Below are 15,412 nucleotides of genomic sequence, written 5' to 3'. Positions count from 1 at the left end.
TTCGCATTGGGGCGCCCGAGTGCGGGGGTCGTTGAAGTTTGCACGAGATGCAGCACGTCAGGTGCCGTGATGGGATTGCGCCATCGCTTTCGCAAAGGCGAAGGCACTTCGTTAGGGGGTCACGATGCGCAGGGCACTTCGAGTTGCTGCAACAGCTTTCCTCAGCAGTGGGTTGCTGCTCGCCGGAGCAAGCGCCGGGCAAGCGGTCGATTCTGGTCCGGGGCAAGGCGCAACCGCCGTCGCTGAACAGTTCACGTGCGGCCCCCGGACCTACACCCTCGTCAACCGGGTGAGGTACGGGGGAGCCGGGTGGTTCCAGGACACCGGTCAGGCCAGCAACGGCGATCGCGCGATCAACACGTACAACTCCGACGGTCGCATGGATCAGTTCCGGCTGAGGTACGCCAATGGAGTCGTGTGGGGGCCTTTCACCGAGTTGGGGGTGTGCTTCCCACTGCGGCCGGGTGAAACTGCGCGGCCTGAGGCCCGCAATGGTGGCCAGTGGTGGGAAGGACAGTGGCGCCAGGGCTGACCCCTGCGTGACAGTCGTACTACCGACTTCGTGCCCCAAACGGACACAATGAGCGAGGCCTTCGGCCGAACGCTCGTGTCCGTTTGGGGCACGAAGTCGCATGGGGGTGGGTCTTGTCGCTGGGCGGGTCTAGCGTCGGCATCATGGACACCACGGCAGCAGCATCTGGAGAACCCAGCGCCGACCGGCCCGTGCTTCCGGACGGCTACGGCATCCCGGAGACCACCGACGGGCAGCTCACCTGGGCCGACGTCGAACCCCGTCTCGTGCAGTCGATGCACTACTGGCTCGGCAGCGTCCGGCCCAACGGCACACCGCATTCCGTGCCGCGGTGGGGCGTCTGGCTGGACGGGAAGTTCTGGTACGACGGAGCGCCGAGCACACGGCATACGCAGAATGTCGAGAAGAACCCGGCGGTCACGCTGACGCTCGAGAGCGGGACCGAAGTCGTCATCATCGAGGGCGACTCGGTGGCCACGCGCGCCGACGCCGACGGGTTCGGCGCGCGCCTGTCGGAGGCCTTCACGAAGTACAAGGACAGCGGCTACTCCCCCGGACCGGACTCCTGGTCGGGCGAGGACGGCGGCGGGTTGCGCGTCATCACCCCGCGCCGGGCCATGGCGTGGTTCGCCTTCCCCAAGGACTGCACCCGCTTCACCTTCTGACACGAGGCCCGGCGCACCGGGCTCGGCCGACGCGAAAAGTGGGTGGGGCGACAACGTATCTGACGGCATACCTGCTCCTCCTTGCCTATGAGCCACCGCGTCGGTGGCGCCGGAAGTTCGAGGAAGGACGCACCGCATTTGGCCCGAAAATGGTGCCCGGTGACTAGGCATAAATAGTCATCGGACCCCTTGTGGGCCAGGTCACACACTGCTCTGATAGGCGTGGATGCCATAGCCGGTTCCACCGCGTGTCGAGTTGTCGACCTCCGCTGCGGTTACTCGACTCGGACGTCCGGTTTCTCCTTCCCCGGAGGTCCGTGATGGCAGGCAAGGCGCAACTCGGGGTGTCGGCACCGCTGGTCGACAACGCCGATCTGTCACGCCTGCGCACCACCCTCGACAAGGCCAAGTGGTTCACCCCGCTCGAGCGCCGCGTCCCCGTGGGCAAACCCACCAAGGACCTGTTGCGCATCCCCACGCGGGACGCCCAGAAGCTGTTGGCCGACGTCGTGCGCCTCGTCGCCGACCTCCCGCGCGACACCACGCCCGTCCTGGTCTGGCAACAGGGAGCGAGCGAGCTCGAGGTGGACACGGCGGCGACCGCAATCGCCTGTGCCGAGGGGCTGGTCACCATGACCGTCACCGTGAGCTGCGACCAGCTCGACGAGCCCGCCGAGGTGTCCGTGCCCTTCGCCGTCGGCACCCTGGAAGCCCCCACCGGACTCGTCATGTCGACCTTCACCCGGCCCGACGGGCCACCGATCGTCATCGACCTGTGGTCGGACGCGATCACCGCCTTCGCCTGGGAGTCGCTCGTCGAGCTGGCGCGCCGCACGTGCGCGCAGCTCGGCCGCGACACCCAATCGCGCGCCCTCATCCCCGGTGGAATCGCCGCGGCCGAGGGCACGCTCCTGATCCAACCCATGTCACGAACGGCGGCCATGAGGGGGTGATCCGCGATGTCGTTCGGTGAGGACGATCTCGGGGCGTTCGGGTCCCTGACGCGCGCCATCGGACTGACCCGCGGAACCGAGGGGGCCAACAACCCGGACTGGTTCGGCGACCCCGTCGGAGGCACGGGCAGCCTGCACTCCAACGCCAACGGCTTCGCGACGATCCTCTCCGACGACGACCAGCGCAACGCCCTCACCGAGTTCGTCGACGCGACCCTCGGACCGCCGACCGGTCACGACGACGACAGTGCCAAGTGGGTCCCGCTGTTCGCGAACGACGACCCGACGGTGACCGTGTATGCCGTTCTCGAGCCGACCGGGTCGGCTTCCGCCGGGACGGTGCGCATCGGAGTGGGTGTGGAGCACAGCACCGGCACTGGCGCCGATCCCCACAACCGGGTCTCACCCAAGGTGACGACCCGGCTCCATGTCCCCATCGCCCACGTCGCCCGCGGCACCGACTCGCGCCCGACCGACGGACCCAACCCGTCGTGGTTGCTCCTCGGACGTGAAGGCGGGCGCGTCGGGGTCGAGGTCGAGGCGACGTTCACCGACGCGGCCCCTGTGGCCGGCGAGGCGTTCCTGCGTGGGATGTCGGTGTCGGTGGGCATCCCGACCGGACCGGAACCTGTTGCGTTCAGCCTCTCGCTCGTCGACCTCCAGCTCCCGGGCGCGACCGCGCCCACGACCCGGACGTTGACCCTCGACGACCTGGCCACGGTCGGCTCCGACCTCATCGAGTTCATGGCCGGTCTCATCCGCGCCCAGGTGGCGGCCCTGTCGACGACCGACGCGGCGCTGGCCAAGGTGCGGGCCCTCGCGGGGATGTTCGGCCTGCGGGAAGGAGTGACCAACCTCCCCGTCCTGCCGCTGCACGACATCATCGACCGCGGGCTGCCGGCCCTCGTCGAATGGGTCGAGGACATCCTCGAGCACGAGGCCTCGCTCGACGCGTGGCTGGGCGAGGTCGCCACCCTCACCGGTGGGATCCCTGACGCCGAACGGAACGCCGTCTCCATCACCCTCGGACCGTGCACGGTGTTGGTCGGCCTCGCCGTTGCTGCCGGGACCGGTGGGCACCCGACCCTCACGCCGTGGGTGGAGCTGGCCTATGGGACCCGGTCGGGCGCGCAGGCCCGTGCGCATGTGGACCTGCTCACTGCCGACACGGGGGCCGGCCCGGCGACGGCGATCCCGGCGCTGCGGGCCGAGGCAGTCTTCGGGCTGGACGCCGGTGGTACTCGGTTGTTCGCGGGGACGACTGCCGACTTCCGGCTCGCGTCGGTCCACGTCGGCGTGCGCCTCGACGAGGCTCGACGGCCGGCGTTCGTCCTCACCCTCCACGACGTGGGCGTCCCCGGTCAGGCGACCCGCCCCATGCTCGACCTCTCCAGCCCGGATGCCGCGATCGACGCTGCCGACGACGTCCTCGACGGGGTGCTGTCCGACGCCCTCGACGCGCTGGGCGACGCTGGGGGGCTCCTCAAGATCCTGCTCGGCGTCGACCCGCCCGGTGCCCTGTCCAGCCCGGGCATCCTCGACCTCGTCCGCGACCCCGTGGCGACGATGCGCGACTACTGGCGCGCCGTCAGTGACGACCAGGCCGCGATGTCGGAGGCGCTCGCGGCGTTGCGGGAGCTGCTCCTCGGCGCCGTGGGCGGTGGCGGGGGCGGCGGTGGTCCGGTCGTGCCGGCCATCCCCGGGACCGGCATCGAGACCGACCCCTGGCGCATCGTGCTTGGCGACGACGACACGGTCGGTCTCGACTTCTGGCGCGACGGCACGACGTTGCGCCTGGCGATCTCGGCCGTTGCCGACCTCGACATCCTCGACAACCTCGGCGATCTCCGGGTGGACGCCTCCGTCCGGCTCTCGCTGCTGACCGTCGACCTGTCGACGGGCGCGACGACCTTCCTCGACAGCGTCGTCGGTCGCGCCGGCATCGGACCTCGCGGCGCCGACCCGGCGGTCTTCGCCCTCGGCGGGGGCCTCGCGATCGAGGCGCCACGGCTCGGTGTCGACGTCACCTGGTCACCTCGGGCGGGAGTGCGTGTCGCACCCAGCGGTGCCGGAATCGTGTTGCGGGTCCCGTCCATCGGAGCGCTCCCCGGCGGCGGTCTGGCAGGCGGCTTGGCAGGCGGCGCGGGTGGCGGGCCAGGCGGTGCCCTCGGCGCCGGCGGCTCGGACCTCCTCCCGATCCCGTTGCCCCGCCTCGATGCCCGCGGCAACTGGGACCCTGACTGGGCCCCGGACTGGCAGGCCCTCGAACGCGTCACCGGACACCTCCTGCGCCGACTGGGCAGCGATGTCCTCACCGCGCTCGCGGACCTCGTCGGCTGGGGCGACTCGTCCGCCGCCCTCACCCCCGAACCCGTCGTCCGCGCCCGTCTCGCGCTCGATGTCCTGCTCACCGACCCCGCCGCCGCGATCGAGCAGTGGCTTCTCGACCTCACCCTCGACTGCCGCAGGCTCGGCGCCGCGCTGCGCCCCATCGCCTGGCTGCTCTCGGCAGGTTCGCTGTCGGCACCCCTGGGACAGGGCCGCCCCGAGCGACCATGGCTGTTGCCCGTCGGGGGTGCCGCAGGCGCACCGGGTCTCGCGGTCTGGACGGTGCCGGGCTGCCGGCCCGAAAGCCCCCGCCGCGGACTCACCGAAGCGCTCGACATGCTCACCGGCGCCAGCGTCCCGAGTGCCGCGACGACGGCCACCGTCCTCGCCACCGTGGCACCGGCCATCCCCGATCTCGCCGACCTGCTGCACGGCCGAGCCGGCCTCGGCCTCGGCCTCACCGGTCTCGTCAGCCGGTGGTCCACGACCGACGGCCTCATCGGGGTCCCGGCGACGACCGAGTCGGGTGGGCACCAAGTGCTCTCGGGAGACTCGGGCGTCACCGTCACTGTCCGTCCAGGCATGACGTATGCCGCACTGGTCGCCTCCGCGCGACTCGGCACCGGACTTCCGGTCACCCCGGGAGTCGGAGGAGTCCCGACCGCGGTCGTCCACATCGGCTGCGACGACGGGCGGTCCCCGGGCTGCCTCGAGCTCGTCCCCAGCGGTCAACGCATCGACGCGACGGGCGCCCACCCGGCCACGGTTCCCGCGACCGGCGACGGGCCGTGGTTCGTCCTCGTGCCCAGCGTCGCTGTGGCCGCCGCCGACCGGCCCGACCACGACGGGTTGCTCGCTCAGTCCGAGCGGGTCGCTGCCGCCCTCGCCACCCGAACTGCTCCGGTGCTGCTCGTGGGTCACGGTGGAGCCGGCGCCGCGACGGTCCGGGCCACCGGACTCGGGTCCGTTGCCGCGCAGGTCGACGACGTCATCACTGTCGGCACCCCGTGGGGGCCGGTCGCCACGACGGCGTTCGAGACCGACCTCTCGGGGGACGCGCTGCGACTGCTCACCGCCCTCGCTCCGACCGAGATCCAGGCCGTGCCCGACACAGCTCTCGCCCTCGGCTCCTCACCAGAGCGACAGGCGCTGGAAGTGCTGTGGCGCAGCCGAACCCAGCCGGGCCAGCTCCCGAGCGCCCTCGCCGTGAGCCGCGACCCGTCGGTGCGTGTGCACGCCTGCTTTGCGACCCTCGACCGCATCGACCTCGAACGTGCGTTGGGCGCCTTCGTCGCACAGATGGTCCAGACGCGGCTGCGCGCGCTCGAGGCCCTGCCCTTCGGTCCGCCCCAGGAAGTTCACGTCGGGCTCGACCTCCCCGTCATCGACGGCACCATCGGCGAACTGTTGCTCGGGGCCAGCGCCAGAGTCGACCTGCTTGCCGTGGATCGCCTTGCCCCGCACCTCCGTCCGCTGCGCGAGGTCTCAGTCAGCTTCAGCGTGGCCGTCACCGACGGATGGCTCGTCGGTGGCCCCGGCGCGCTGCAGCACGACCTCGAATGCCGGTGGGCTGCCGTCACCGTGCACGTGCCCCTCGACGGAAGCGTCGGGCGCACGGAGGTGACGCTCCACGAGGCACGGGCGCACACGGCATACCGGGAAGTCTGGGTCGTCACCGGCGACGCGACCGGCGCTCCGCCGGAGGTGCGCATCCTGCTCGGCGAGGTCGCGGCGCGGCTGCGCGCCAACGTGGACTTCGCCGGCCTGCTCACCGCGATCGGACTGCTGCGTGACGGCGGGCTCGACCCCGGCGGACTCGATCGGCTGCTCCACGACCCGGCGGCGACCCTGCGGTCGGCCGTCAACGCCGCGCCCCAGGCGGTCGCGACCGCCATCCGCGCGCTCGTCGGTGGAGTGGTCCCGAGCGACCTTGCGCTCACGGCGTTCCGGATCGCGAGTGGTCCCGCGCAGGTCACCGTCGACCTCGCGACGGCCACCATCACCGGAGCGCTGACGCTCACCGAACCCGTGCCCGTGACCGTCGGCCTCACCGCGAGCCCCAGTGGCGTCGGCCTCGATGTCGGTGTCGGTGCGCTCGACGACTCACTCGGCGGCGTGCGGCTCGTCGGGCATGCCGGCACGGGAGGCGCGACCCTGCGGCTCGACCACGCGGCCCCCGGGCGCGCCGTCGTCCCGATCGCCCTGCTCCCGAACGGCAACGCCGACAGCCTCGTCCCGCTTGCGACCACCCTCCTGCCCGCGCTGCTCCTCAAGGGCCTGGGGACGGCTCTGCGCGAGCTCGTCGAGGACCCGCTCCTCGACGAATGCCTCAGTGCCGCAGGGCTGCTCGGCACCGCAGACCCCGACTCGGGCGACCGCGACCTCGTCCTGCCGATGGGTCTCATCAGCGATCCCGGTGGGTGGTTGCGTGCGCGAGTGGACCCGCTGGCGTCGACGGTCACGCTCCTCGACGCCGCCGCTCGCGTCCTCAAACCGGGTAGTGCGAGCGGCAGCTGGCAGCTCACCGATGACGTCTCCGTGACCTACGCCGTCGCCGGTAGTCGGCTCCAGGCGAACGCGCACGTCTCACTCAGTCCCACCATCGACGGTCGGCCGATCGCGACCGACCTCACCGGTGGACTCTCGATCGGCACGACCGGTGCGCCCGTCGCCCTCCTCGAGGTCCGCGTCACCGTCGACGGGTGGGGCCTCGACCTTGGCGTTGGCGGGTCGGATCCGGCGCCAGTGCGGCTCGACCTCGTGCGACCCGCGCCGGACAGTCCCATTCGGCTCGTCCCGGCCGGCCCGGGTCTCGGGAGCGCGCTCTCCTCGGGGGCGGAGTCGCTCGTCGTCCTCGCCCTCAACGAGCTCATCCCCCACCGCAGTGACGCCGCCTCGCTCCGGCAGCAGGTCGCGCAGGCCACCTTCGACATCTGCGGTGCCCTCGACCTCCTCGTGGCCTCCAGGGTGGACCGGGCCAAGCTCGGCCTCTACACCCAGCCGCCCGGCCCCGGCGCGGTCCTGCTCACCCGACTGCCGGCGCTTGCCTCGACGGGTGTGGCGGTCCTCGCCGACGCCCTCGACCCAGGACACACGGTCGTCGCGAGCTCCTTGGACGGCATGAAGCGCCGCTTCGACCTCGGGGCCCTCGTCGGCTCCACCCGTCCGTTCAAGGTCATCATCGACGGCTCCGGGACACCGTCGGTCAGCTTCGGTTGCGACGTGGCGCTCGGCGACTGGGGCCGCTTCGCGGTGGAGGAGCTGCGGCTCGACGCGACCGGGGTGCGCGTTGCCCTGCGCGGTGGCCCGTTCGTCGTCGGGCTCGGGCCGACGACCCTGCGGCCGGTCGTCGTCATTCGGGCGGGCGTGGCCGGTGGCGAGCTCAGCCGCATGGTGGCCATCGGGCTCGCCGTCGACGACATCGAGTCGGTCCAGCTCCGGTGGGGGCTCGACGCCCTGCCGCCCAAGCTCTGGGCGATCACCGGCGGGACCACTCCCGGCGAGCTGGACACGCCAGAGGCCATCGCCGCCGACCTCCTCGGCATCGGGGTCGAGATCGTCTCCGGTCTCGTCACCCAACAGCTCGGCACCGTCATCAGCACCCGGGCGACGACCCTGCTCAAGGATGTCGTCTTCAGCAACGCCCAACGCCGGATCGACCCCGGGTTCGTGCGAGCCCTCTTCCACCCGGAGCAGCTTCTCGACCGCCTCCAGACGCTGGCCTGGAACTGCGCCACCATCACACCGGGCTTCTCGCTCGACATCGGCGACCAGGTGACGATCGCGCTCGTGGCCGAACCCACCACGGGCAGCAACCAGCGGATCGGGCTGCGCCTCGACGTGCAGAAGCCGCTCGAGCTGTCCGGCGGAGACCCCAAGGTCGAGCTCGTGTCCCGGGCCGACTGGATCACCGGCGCGCCACCGTCCGGGCTCAACATCTTCCTGCTCGAAGGCACCAGGACCTCCCTCGAACTCGTCCCCAGCGTCCGCGTCGCCGGGGTGGGGCTGCGCTTCTCCGGCGCGTCGCGCCCCATCGTCGACCTCGACGGGTTCTCGATCGACGCCATCGAGGTCAACCTCTATGGCGAGGCCGGTCGCGAGGGGCTCGGCGGCGGGATCCGCCTCAAGCTCGACGGGCTCTCGGTGGCGCCCGCCGGCGGTGGCGGCGACAACGGGATGGCCAACTCGCTGATGACCGACGTCGGCTCGGCGAGCGGCTCGAGTCGGCCCTCGTTCAGCCCGTCCCTCGCCCTCCAGAAGCACCCCGGCCCGACCGAAACGCTCGGCATCACCCTGCGAGCCGGTGACCCACCCGGACCGTGGTGGCTCGTCGTGCAGCGGCAGCTCGGCCCCCTCTATGTGGAACGCGTGGGCCTCAACACCACGGAGAGCGACGGCTCGGTCACCTCGATCAGCCTGCTCTTCTCGGGCCAGATCTCGCTCTTCGGCCTCACCGGCGCCGTCGACGGTCTCGGCATCACCTGGAAGGGCGGCGACGTCGCCGACCTGCGCAACTGGGCGGTGGACCTCAACGGCATCGCGGTGGCCGCCGAGATGGCCGGGGTCTCCCTGTCCGGCGGCCTGCTGAAGTTCACCGAGGCCGGCGCGGTGTCCTACGTCGGCATGCTCGTCGGGCGCTTCGCGGCATACGGGCTGTCGGTGTTCGGTGGGTTCACCAACGACCACGGCAACGCGTCCTTCTTCATCTTCGGCGGCGTCAACGGGCCGTTCGGTGGGCCGCCGATGTTCTTCCTCACCGGGATCGGCGGAGGGCTCGGGATCAACCGCGGGCTCAAGGTCCCCGACGACCTGTCGAGGTTCGGCGACTTCCCCTTCATCCAGGCTCTCGACCCCGCCGCCTCACCGCCCTCCGACCCGATGGTGCGACTGCGCGAGCTCTCCGAGTACTTCCCCCACCGGATGGGCGAGTTCTGGTTCGCCGCAGGCATTTCGTTCACGTCGTTCAACCTCGTCGACGGTGTCGCGGTCCTGTCGGTGTCCTTCGGCAACGGCCTCGAGATCAACCTCTTCGGTCTCGCCCGGATGGCGCTGCCCCGACCCGGCGCGGCGATCGTCTCGATCGAGCTGGCCCTGCTCGCGCACTTCTCCACGAGCGAGGGCGTCTTCCTCATCAAGGCCCAGCTCACCGACAACTCGTGGCTGCTCTACGAGGACGTGCGCCTCACCGGCGGCTTCGCGTTCGCGATCTGGTGGAAGGGTCCGCTCGCCGGCCAGTTCGTCCTCACCATGGGCGGCTACCACCCCGACTTCCCGGTGCCCGTGGGCTACCCCGAGGTGCCGCGACTGGGCCTGGTCTGGAAGGTCAGCGACGCCATCGTCATCAAGGGCGGTTCCTACTTCGCGCTCACGTCCGAGGCGCTCATGGCGGGCGTCGACGTCGAGGTGAGCCTCGACTTCGGCTGGGTCTGGGCCAAGGTCTCCTTCGGCGCCCACGGCATCGTCTACTTCGACCCGTTCTGGTTCCAGGTGGGGGCCTACGCCCGCATCTCGGCCGGCATCGACATCGACCTCCCGTGGCCCTTCGGGTCGATCTCGTTCTCGATCACCATCGGGGCGAGCATCACGGTCTGGGGGCCGGACTTCGCCGGGCGGGCCGAGTTCAGGATCGGGCCCTGCACGGTGCCCGTCGAGTTCGGCGAGCACCGCCGGGTCGAGCCGGAGACCCTTGACTGGCGCAAGTTCGTCACGAAGTACCTCGAGGACGCCGGCAACTCGGCCAAGGCCCTGTCGGCCATCACCGGGCGTGGCACCCTGCCCACCGCGACGACGAGCGCCAAGGGAGCGCCGACCTCGGACGGCACCCTCGCCCTCCCGTTCCAGGTCTTCGCGGAGTTCGAGCTGACCTTGACCACGACCATCCCCGCGTCCCACGTGGATCTCGGACTCGGTTCTCCCACACCGGTTGCGCTCACCCTGTCCAACGGCGCGGCCACCGGTCTCGGCCTGGCACCGATGGGGGCCAGCAGCCTCTCGTCGACCGTGCGCGTCTCCCTCGAGCGGCTCGACTTCCAAGGGCACTGGCAGCCCGACGCGGCGCACCTGCAGGCTCTTGCCGGCAACTCGAGGATCGACCGGGACCACTACCCGCTCGGTGTGTGGGGATCCCCGAAGTCGCTCGGCTCTGCACCGGCCCTGCCCAGCACCGAGGTGATCACTGCGGGCAACCGGGTCACTCTCGTGGCCGGGATCCACCTCAACCCGGTCGGGCCGCAGATCGAATACCGCCGCGTCGTGGCCGGACGCCGCCCCCTCCCGCTCCGGGCAACGGGTGCGACGCGGGCCGCCTTCCTCAAGACCTCGCGCGACCTCGACCTGCCGGTGCCCGCCACGTCCGACGACGCCCTCGCCCTTGCCCGATCCACACTGTTTCCAACGGTTCTCGACGTCATGGTCGCCGGTCAGCACAGCGCACTCGCCCGCGCGTCCTATCGGCGCGACCGTGTCTCGCCGCCCCGCATCGGATCCCTCACCGATGGACTCGCCAAGGCCAACGGCGACGACGGCAAGCGACTGCCCGCCGAGGTCCTCACCGTCAAGGTCCCGATGGTGCGACGCCCAGTGGTCGCGGCCCTGCTCACGTCCGGCGTCGGTGCAGCCGTGCGCGCCTCGGGCACCACGGTCGCCGACGGTCGCCTCAAGCGCCGCCCGGCGCCCACCCTCGAATCGGTCAAGGGACGCCTCGGCGCCCACGTGCCCGTCGTCCTGCGCCGGGCCGCGGCGCCCGGTGTGGTGCGCGGCGGCACCGTGCTCGCCATCACGCTTCCGCGCACCGACGTCGTCGGTGCAACCCGCACGTATGCCGTGGGGCGCGTGGGTGCCTCCCTCGCCAACGGCGGTGGTGGGCCCATCGTCGGCGGGCTCGGTGGGCTCGCCGGAACGACCCGGCCCACCCCGCGGCGCAACTCGCGCGCTGCTCGCGCCGACGCCGTCGGCACGCGACTGCGCCCCGGTGACTTCGTCGTCCTGCGCAGCCCCGACGCCCAGATCGACGTGGACGCCGAGCGCCGCCCCTCCCTCGCTGTTGATGGAAGTGCCCGCATCATCACCGTGACCGGGCGGACGGTCACCGGCGACGCGGTTGTCTCAGGGGCCAGCCTCGACGTGCCGGTCGGCACGACCCTTGTCGCGGCGCACGCCGGCGGCTCGGCCTTCCCTGCCGCATCTGCTGGAACGCCCGGAACTCCGTCGACGGTCGGCTGGACCGCCCGCAGCCGGGTTGCCCGGCTCGGCAGCCACGTCGGTGTCAGCGCCGGGTGCACCCTGAGCGTCGACGCCGCCGGTGGGGCGTTCCAGAACGCCACCGCGACGGGGTGGTGCGAGGCCGACGAACTCGTGGCCACGGCACGCGAGATCATCACTCGCTTCTCCGCTCCCGTCACGGTCATCGCCGTGGCCCTCACCGGCCAGGCGCCCTCGTCACTCACGCCCGCTGACATCGAATTCATCGGTGCGACACCGGCGCTCGCCGCCGACGGCACCCAGAGGCCGCCCGTCGCGGTCGTCCTCGGATCCACCACCGTGCTCGTCCACGCGGTCGTCCCCGACCGCGAGCAGATCGCCGAGGGCGGTGTCCGCGTCGTCGTCCGGTCCGGCGGGACCTGGCAGGTGACCGGCGTCCTCGCCGCAGTCGACCCGGAAGGTGGGCACACGGCATACGCAGAACGTTGTGCCCGGGACGGGCTCGACGCCGTCGTCGGGCGGCTCCTGGCCACCGACGGCGATGGCGCCCAGCTCACCTGGACCGATGCACCGAGGAGGCCGCGATGACCGTCAGGAACGGCTACTTCCAGCTCTATGCCAACCTCGCCCCGGTGCTGCCCGCCGGTGACTACCGGTTCACGACAGACCAGAACCTCGCGGCGACCGGCCCCAGGGGTCCCCTCGTCGACGCGGACCTGCCCGTCCAGGAGCTCAAGACGCACGTGCGGGTCACGTCGCCGCGGTTCCAGCTGCCGCCCGACCAGGTGCTGTCGACCTATCCGCCGGCGAATACCGAAGGGGCGTACGGGAGTCGGCTGCCCCAGGTCGTCATCAAGCGGCGGACGCTGCCCTGGGAGCGCACGGTCGACCCCGAGAACGAGACCGACCTCGACAAGCCCACGACGCCCTGGCTCGCGCTCGTCGTCATCGCCGAGAGCGAGGCCGAGCTCATCCTCAACAAGCCCGTCGCCGAGTGCGTCACCCCCGGTCAGGTGCTGCCGGGGGTGCCCGACGTGGCGCAGGGCAACTACCTGCTCGTGCGCCAGTCGATCGTCGACAAGGTCCTGCCGACGCAGAAGGACGTGCCGCTGCTCGCACATGCCCGCGAGGTCGACATCCACGACACCGAGATGATGATGGGCGACGACGACGGGTTCCTGTCGGTCGTCGTCGCCAACCGGTTGCCCCTGCCCGGGCGTGATGCCCAGGGCCTCGAGGTCCCGGTCACCTACTTGTGTGCGCTCATCAACCTCGAGGGCCAGTTCAACGTCCTGCGGCGCGAGTCCCCGCCCCAGCGGACGTTCTCGGACTACGCGGTGTTCGAGGTCAGCGAGCTCGTCCTCGATGCCGCCGACAGCGACCACGTGATCATGGGCACGACCAGGGCCGCCGAGATCTGGAAGGGCACGGCCATCAACACTGCGGCCCACATCGCAGGTGGCCCGCACGCCGCCGGGATGGAGGTTCTCGCCACCCGCAAGGCCACGGTGGTCAAGGAGAGCCAGATCGTCAGCGCCCAACTGCGCGACGGGTGGGCGACGGGCACAGCCGCGGCCTCGGACTCGGTCTACGAGAAGATGGCGCAACCCTTCGGCAGGCTCAAGGACACGTCCGGGCTCTTCCAGCTGTTCGACCCGCAGTACCGCTTCCCCGTCCTGCTCCACTGGTCGTTCACATCCGTCGGACAGGTGACCTTCCGTGGGCTCATGGACCACCTCGACTCCGGGTTGCTCGGCACTCTCCCGCCAGAGCCCGCGACCCCTCCGGATCCGGCCGACCCGCTGCGGACGCCGGGTCGCACCCCCGGGCTGCTGCCCCTTGAGGTCGTGGAGACCGGTCACGTCGGCATCGACCAGCGCACGCGTCGCGGGGACTCCGTGCGGGCCTGGTATCGCGGACCGCTCCTGCCCCACCCCGCGGACACCGAGGCGCCGCGGTTGCCGCTCGCGCACACCGCCGACCAGCTGCGTGCCGTCGTCCCCGACCGGCGCGAAGACCTCTCTCTCGCTGTGGCTTTCGAGATCGGACGCCTGCTCGCCCTGAGCACCCCGGCCATGGTCTCGGCACTCCTGGCATGGCGCCAGACGCACTACCAGACGGCCCGGCGAGAGGCGGTGTGGGCGAAGACGCTCGAGGGCCTCGAGCTCGAAGGACTGAAGATGCGACCGGAGCGGGCACTGGGCGTCCTCCTCGGGCGCGGGCTTGCGCGCCGCCTCGCTGCCACCCCCTCGGCGGTCATCGGGGAGCCGCTCCCACCCGTCACCGCTGGGACCTCGATGCGCCTCGACGCCCTCGAGGGTGAGGGCCTGGCCAAGGCCCTGGCCGGTGGTCTCGCGATCGACGCGGACCTCTCCCTTCCGCTTCTGGACCTCGCGCGCGTCATCCGCGACGCGCCGCTGCCGGTGGTGAGTCTGCGAGACCTGCCCCGGCGCGAGGTCGAGGACCTGACTGCGGGAGCGCTTCGGCTCGACCACGACCTCGCCACAGGGCTGCTCGCGTTCGGCGCCCTCGGTATTCCCGCGCAGCTCAACCCGATCCTCGGCGCCGGCCCGTTCGGCCCGATCGACCGGATCGTGCCGGGGCGCGGCGGACCACGCCGCGCACCCGATGCCCTGGACGCCGTCCTCGACGGCCTGGGCAGCGGCGGCGACGGCGTTGACGCAGACAACACCGACGACGGGGAGGACGAGCGATGATCATCGAGGTCAAGCACCTGATGGAGGACCTCCCGAAGATCTATGCGGCCACCATCGGCGGGGCCAGCGGAGTGGTGGACACCCCGCTCGACGACGATGCGCCCGGAGCCATCCCGGCCGAGCTCCGTCGCTGGCTGGTGCGACTGCGCCTCCTCGAAGGCGTGCCGTTCGCCAACCTCGTCGCCGACACCGAGCTGCTCCCCGAGGAGTCGATCCGCTGGTTCTATCTCGACCGCCGCTGGACCGACGCCATCGTCCAAGGCGCCCTGTCGGCCGGCACCGTCAACAGCGACGACCGGATTCAGCTCACCGCTCAGTACGACGCCGTGCGCGACGAGCTCGACGTCGAGGAACGCAACGCCCGTCGCGAACCCGGCAGCCCCCGCTTCGCTGGCAGCGTCGAGGCCGTGAGCGGGTTCATCCTGCGCAGCCGCGCGGTCTCCGGCTGGCCCGGGCTCCACGTGCGTGCCTTCTCGGTCGACCCGACCGAGGCCGACGACGCGACCTATCCCGAGGTCGACTCCCGCCGCATGCGGTTGCTGCGCATGGAGCGACTGGCCCCGGCCGTCCTCCTCGTCCTCTTCGACGGTGTCCCCTCCGTGGTCCACGTCGAGGAGCCGCGTCAGGGCGTGCAGTTCGGGTTCGACGTCGCCGTGACCGGCGGACAGTTCAGGGCCACCTTCCGCGCACGCAACCGCGACACCTTCGAGGACATCCCCGGGGCCAACCAGACCGTGACCGTGCCGTTCCGGGCCGACGGGGCAGCGGGCGTCGTCGACATCCAGGCCATCGAGAAGGAGCTCGCCCTGCCCAAACACCCCGGCACGGGTGCTGGCGACGGACTCGACGCCGCAGAGTACGCCCTGCAGCTCATCCGCTTCCCCTACCGCCAGGTCTTCGGCGACGCGGAGACCCAGCCGGGCAACATCCCGATCGGGACGGTCTTCCAGCCGGCCATCTCGTATGCCGCCCACGTCACCAAGACGTTTGTGTCCATGAAGAACCCGGGATGAGGTG

Annotated in this window: 5 protein-coding genes; all 5 read left to right on the top strand. The window is 71.3% G+C overall.

All coding sequences use genetic code 11. The features are described 5' to 3' along the window. Nucleotides 1–675 precede the first annotated feature (675 nt). The 5 genes from ACFQRE_RS01515 to ACFQRE_RS01495 all read left to right on the top strand — a co-directional run bounded on the left by ACFQRE_RS01515 (nt 676) and on the right by ACFQRE_RS01495 (nt 15,408). Complete coding sequence (locus ACFQRE_RS01515; protein WP_380118078.1) at nt 676–1,197, top strand: pyridoxamine 5'-phosphate oxidase family protein; 522 nt, start codon at nt 676–678, stop codon at nt 1,195–1,197. Nucleotides 1,198–1,517: 320 nt separating this feature from the next. Next, complete coding sequence (locus ACFQRE_RS01510) at nt 1,518–2,150, top strand: hypothetical protein (protein WP_380118076.1); 633 nt, start codon at nt 1,518–1,520, stop codon at nt 2,148–2,150. Between the two features lie 6 nt (nt 2,151–2,156). Then, the gene (locus tag ACFQRE_RS01505) at nt 2,157–12,266 is read left to right on the top strand and encodes a DUF6603 domain-containing protein (RefSeq protein ID WP_380118074.1); all 10,110 of its coding nucleotides are present in this window, start codon (nt 2,157–2,159) and stop codon (nt 12,264–12,266) included. Next, nucleotides 12,263–14,395 (top strand): hypothetical protein, encoded by a 2,133-nt coding sequence (locus ACFQRE_RS01500; RefSeq protein WP_380118072.1) that lies wholly within the window; start codon nt 12,263–12,265, stop codon nt 14,393–14,395. Before ACFQRE_RS01505 ends, ACFQRE_RS01500 begins: the two co-directional genes overlap by 4 nt. Then, nucleotides 14,392–15,408, top strand: coding sequence for a hypothetical protein (locus tag ACFQRE_RS01495; RefSeq protein WP_380118069.1), 1,017 nt, complete (start codon nt 14,392–14,394; stop codon nt 15,406–15,408). The genes ACFQRE_RS01500 and ACFQRE_RS01495 overlap by 4 nt, the downstream gene beginning before the upstream one ends. The last annotated feature ends 4 nt before the right edge of the window (nt 15,409–15,412 follow it).

Origin of the sequence: Knoellia pratensis (assembly GCF_042666395.1) — a bacterium.
In the GTDB taxonomy this organism is placed as follows: domain Bacteria; phylum Actinomycetota; class Actinomycetes; order Actinomycetales; family Dermatophilaceae; genus Knoellia; species Knoellia pratensis.
The sequence above is the reverse complement of the archived record's forward strand: the minus strand, read 5'-3'. Positions and strand labels throughout refer to the sequence as shown.

What these genes read in the sequence shown, in the direction of transcription:
- ACFQRE_RS01500 (WP_380118072.1), top strand. Translation starts at nt 12,263, where the DNA reads ATGACCGTCAGGAACGGCTACTTCCAGCTCTATGCCAACCTCGCCCCG.
- ACFQRE_RS01515 (WP_380118078.1), top strand. Translation starts at nt 676, where the DNA reads ATGGACACCACGGCAGCAGCATCTGGAGAACCCAGCGCCGACCGGCCC.
- ACFQRE_RS01495 (WP_380118069.1), top strand. Translation starts at nt 14,392, where the DNA reads ATGATCATCGAGGTCAAGCACCTGATGGAGGACCTCCCGAAGATCTAT.
- ACFQRE_RS01505 (WP_380118074.1), top strand. Translation starts at nt 2,157, where the DNA reads ATGTCGTTCGGTGAGGACGATCTCGGGGCGTTCGGGTCCCTGACGCGC.
- ACFQRE_RS01510 (WP_380118076.1), top strand. Translation starts at nt 1,518, where the DNA reads ATGGCAGGCAAGGCGCAACTCGGGGTGTCGGCACCGCTGGTCGACAAC.